The sequence below is a fragment of the Acidisphaera sp. L21 genome (assembly GCF_009765685.1).
Lineage (GTDB): Bacteria > Pseudomonadota > Alphaproteobacteria > Acetobacterales > Acetobacteraceae > LMUY01.
The window spans coordinates 56,995-60,776 of the sequence record NZ_LMUY01000093.1 but is presented as its reverse complement, the minus strand read 5'-3'; the positions used below and the strand labels follow the sequence as shown (position 1 = coordinate 60,776).

At 62.0% G+C, this 3,782-nt stretch carries 4 protein-coding genes; 1 reads left to right on the top strand and 3 read right to left on the bottom strand.

What is annotated here, in order from left to right; genetic code table 11:
- Positions 1-250: 250 nt before the first annotated feature.
- A complete protein-coding gene (locus GSQ76_RS18845; protein WP_158745673.1) occupies positions 251-622 on the top strand; it encodes a DUF421 domain-containing protein in 372 nt (123 codons plus the stop codon).
- 191 nt (positions 623-813) lie between these two features.
- On the opposite strand, the gene GSQ76_RS18840 is transcribed toward GSQ76_RS18845, so the two are convergent.
- The 3 genes from GSQ76_RS18840 to istA all read right to left on the bottom strand — a co-directional run bounded on the left by GSQ76_RS18840 (position 814) and on the right by istA (position 3,492).
- Complete coding sequence (locus GSQ76_RS18840) at positions 814-1,059, bottom strand: hypothetical protein (RefSeq protein WP_158745672.1); 246 nt, start codon at positions 1,057-1,059, stop codon at positions 814-816.
- A gap of 145 nt (positions 1,060-1,204) precedes the next feature.
- The gene (gene istB / locus GSQ76_RS18835; RefSeq protein ID WP_158745671.1) at positions 1,205-1,939 is read right to left on the bottom strand and encodes an IS21-like element helper ATPase IstB; all 735 of its coding nucleotides are present in this window, start codon (positions 1,937-1,939) and stop codon (positions 1,205-1,207) included.
- Between the two features lie 11 nt (positions 1,940-1,950).
- Positions 1,951-3,492, bottom strand: a complete 1,542-nt coding sequence (gene istA, locus GSQ76_RS18830) for an IS21 family transposase (protein WP_158745670.1) — start codon at positions 3,490-3,492, stop codon at positions 1,951-1,953.
- Between the last annotated feature and the right edge of the window lie 290 nt (positions 3,493-3,782).

The window sequence follows — 3,782 nt, the reverse complement described above, 5'->3', positions numbered from 1 at the left end:
TACAAACTCGGCTTGTGGACGGCGGCATGGTGATGACCATCTCCATTCCGCCAGGCACACGAGACGCCAAGCTGAGGCTCATGCTGCAGCCGATGTCGTTGGGCTCAAATGAACTGGTTGTTCGGCGAGAAGGCTACGCTGCGCAGCGTTGGACGCAGTTCGTGCTACCGTGAGCGTCCTTATTCGAGCAGCGGTCGCCTATCTGATCCTCTTGCTGGCGGTGCGACTCATTGGGCGACGCATGGCAAGCATGATGGCGCCATTCGACATCGTGGTTCTGTTTCTATTTGGTGGCGCGCTGATGTCGGCGGTGTTGGGGGATGATCATTCCATGGTAGCGGCGGTCAGTGCCGTATTCTCGATTGGCCTGATGCATGTGTCCATATCTGCCCTGAAGCAGCGGTTCGAGTGGTTTGGCCGTATCGTGGATGGAACGCCTGTCATCGTTTTCGAGAAAGGTGAGTGGCATCAGGATCGGATGCGGACCCTGCGTATGCTTGAAAGTGATGTGATGGCGGCCGTTCGGCAGAAGGGGCTCATGCGGCTAGAACAGGTTCGCTACGCCATCATCGAACGTGACGGCAAGGTGTCGATCATCCCGCAGGATGGGGGTGAGAAATGACCTTTGCATGCGTATTCCGATGAAACCGCCCGGGCATACCGATCTTAAACCGCCCGGCGTTCCGATCTCAAAGCGCCCACCATTCCAATCTCAAATCGCCCGGACTGGTGTCGTCTCGTAGGCCGTTTTCGTCATGTCACGTGACCGAAGTCTTGGTCAACCCATCGTCGGCAACGTGGTCTGTCTTTCTGTTAGTCGCGGCCATAGCCGCGGGGCGGTTCACATTCGGCCAAGTCGGCGAGGTCGAGATCGACGATAGCCTCGAGCGCCTCGGCCATTCGGCTGGTTCGTAAGCCGTCCGGTAGTGTCTCGAGCCAGTTGGCATAGACCGCCTGGAGATCTAACAACTCGCTGACTGCGTCCCTCCAACGCTGGGGACGGCTGCGGCGATCGGTTGGACGGCTTGGTCGGGTGATCTTCTCGACCATCGCGCTCATTTGTCGAGTGCGATAGCGAGCTTGGCGCTCTGCGTTGCTCAGAGCGCGCTCTCCGTCTGGTTTGCGGCCTCTCGGCATGGTTCGGGTTTCCGTTACGTTACGAATTACAATGACCCCACGGTCTAGTCGCAGCGCTTCAGGCGGGTCATTGTACCACGACCGGCTTACGCCGAGTGCCGCCCTTGAGTTCGATCCGATGCGCGGTGTGCACTAAGCGGTCCAGGATTGCGTCGGCCAGCGTGGGATCGCCTATAATCTCGTACCAGCGATCGACGGGTACCTGGCTGGTGATGATCAGTGAGCCCGCGTTGTAGCGGTCATCGACGATCTCCAGCAGATCGCGGCGCTGCTCCGCGGTAAGCGGCTCTGGGCCCCAGTCGTCTAAAATGAGCAGGTTGACCCGGGCGAGCTGACGGATGAGACGGGCGTAGCGCCCATCGCCACGGGCCAAAGCCAGCGCGCTGAACAGTCGCGGACTGCGCTGGTAAAGAACTGAGAGGTTTTCTCGGCATGCCCGGTCACCCAGCGCACAAGCGATGAAGCTCTTGCCAGTGCCGCACGGCCCGGTAATCAGGCAATGGCGATGTTCGCGCACCCAATCGCAACTGCTTAGGCGCAGGAACAAAGTCCGGTCCAGGCCACGCGGGGTTCGGAAGTCGACATCCTCGATCGTGGCGGTTTGACGCAGCTTGGCCGTACGGGTGCGTGCCTCGAACCGCTTTTGTTGGCGCAACGTGGCCTCTTGATCAACCAGCAGGCCGAGCCATTCGGCGTGCTCGAGAGCGCGGCTCTCGGGATTGACCGCCAGATCACGAAACCCCTTCGCCATTCCCTCCAGGCCAAGTTCATGCAGGCGATCCAATGTCGGGTGGTTCAGCAAGGTCATTCTCCTCAATGAAAGTAGCGGGCGCCGCGGATGTTCTCGTGCAGTAACGGCGTGCCGTCCGCGGCTTGCGGGGGTGCCGATGGGTCGAGCCGGTGCTTTAGGATCGAGGCAATAGACGCGTAGGACAGCGCTCCGAGCTCGACCGCGCGCAGACACGCAGCCTCAACCCGGGCCGCTTCCAGGCCACGGAACAGTCGCAGCACGCCGAGACAGGTGCGGAACCCCTGTTCAGGGTGTGGTCTGCGCGCCATCACGGCGATGACCAGCGCCTCGGTGGCGGGGCCGATGCTGCGGGCGTCGCGCTGCAGTCGCTCCGGTGTCCACTCGGCATAACGCCGGTGCGCGCTCGGCATGTGCTCGGGTTGGGTGCCGTGTCGCGGCCCGCCATATCGCCGGGGATGAGCCGCGACACGCTTGCCGCGGTGGAACACCTCGATCGTGCGCTGCGTGGCACGAGTGTCGACCTGTTCGCGGATCAGCACATGTGGCACCGAGTAGAAGAAGCCCTGCACCTCAACGTGGTAGTCGATGCCGACGCGCGCGAGATGCCACTCGGCATACTCGAAGTCGTCTTGTGGCAGCGCCCGCATTGCCGGCTGCTCGATTGCCTCGAACAATTGGCGGCGGCTCATCCCCAGGCGGCGCATCTCGCGGCTATTGATCCGCTCCACCGCGGCCGCGACAGCAGTGTTGGCTTCGGCCAAAGAGAAGAACGCCACATTGCGCAGGCGGCCGAGGATGTAGGACTGGGCAAATCGCACCCCAGCCTCCACGGCCGCCTTGTCGCGCGGGCGATACGGCCGAGCCGGCAGAATGCCCACCCCATAGTGCGCCGCCATCATGCCGTAGCTGCGGTTCACCTCCGGGTCGTAGAATGAAGCCTTGTGGATGGCGCTCTTGAGATTGTCCGGCACCAGCAAGCGCGGAGCCACCCCCCAGAACCGGAACATGCGTATGTGCGCGCCAATCCAATCCGGCAGCCTTTGGGTCCAGGTAACCTCGGCATAGGTCAGGCTGGATGCGCCGAGTACCGCCACGAAGATCTCCGCTGGGTGCACCTCGCCCGTGACCGGGTCCGTGATAGGAACCTGCTTGCCCGAGTAATCCACAAACGCCTTGTGCCCGGCGACGTGGCTCTGTCGCATCGTCGGCGACAGACGCCGCTCAAACTCGCGGAACAACTGACAGAAGCGACTGTAGGCGTAGCCCGCCGGGTGAACCGCCCGATATTCCTCCCAGAGCACCAGCAGATTGACGCCAGGCCGCTTGAGTTCACCCACCAAGGCGGACCAATCAGGCTCCGCATGGAACCGCGCACCGGCACGAACCCCAGCGTTGACAAACATCTGGGCCATCAGGCTCTCGTCGGTGACGTCTGTCGCCAGAGGCCAGCTGATCCCAGCCGCCGCAGCCCGCCCCAGATACTCCCGTACCGTACTCGGCGCGACACCAATCTCATGCGCGATGCGCCGCGCACTCGCCCCGGCCCCAAAATGCATCGTCAGCAACTGCTTGATACGCCGCATGGACAGCCTCGGTCTCGGCATCCCACCTCTCCATCGATTGCGATGGCGGTAATGGAAGCCAGGTCAGTGCTGACCTGCGAGACAATCAATCCTCCCGAATGCCCTCCGCAACCCGGGTGGGCGCCAGCTTCAGAACGGTGGGCGGTTTGAAATCAGAATGGTGGGCGGTTTCAGATTAAAACGCTGGGCGATTTGAAGTCAGCATGGGTGGGCGGAATGCATTGGAATCCGCACTTTGCAAGCTGCGTTAGCTGCCTTGTTTCTTGGTCGCTCATCACCCACGCCATGCCGTCTGGCGTCGATAAACACGT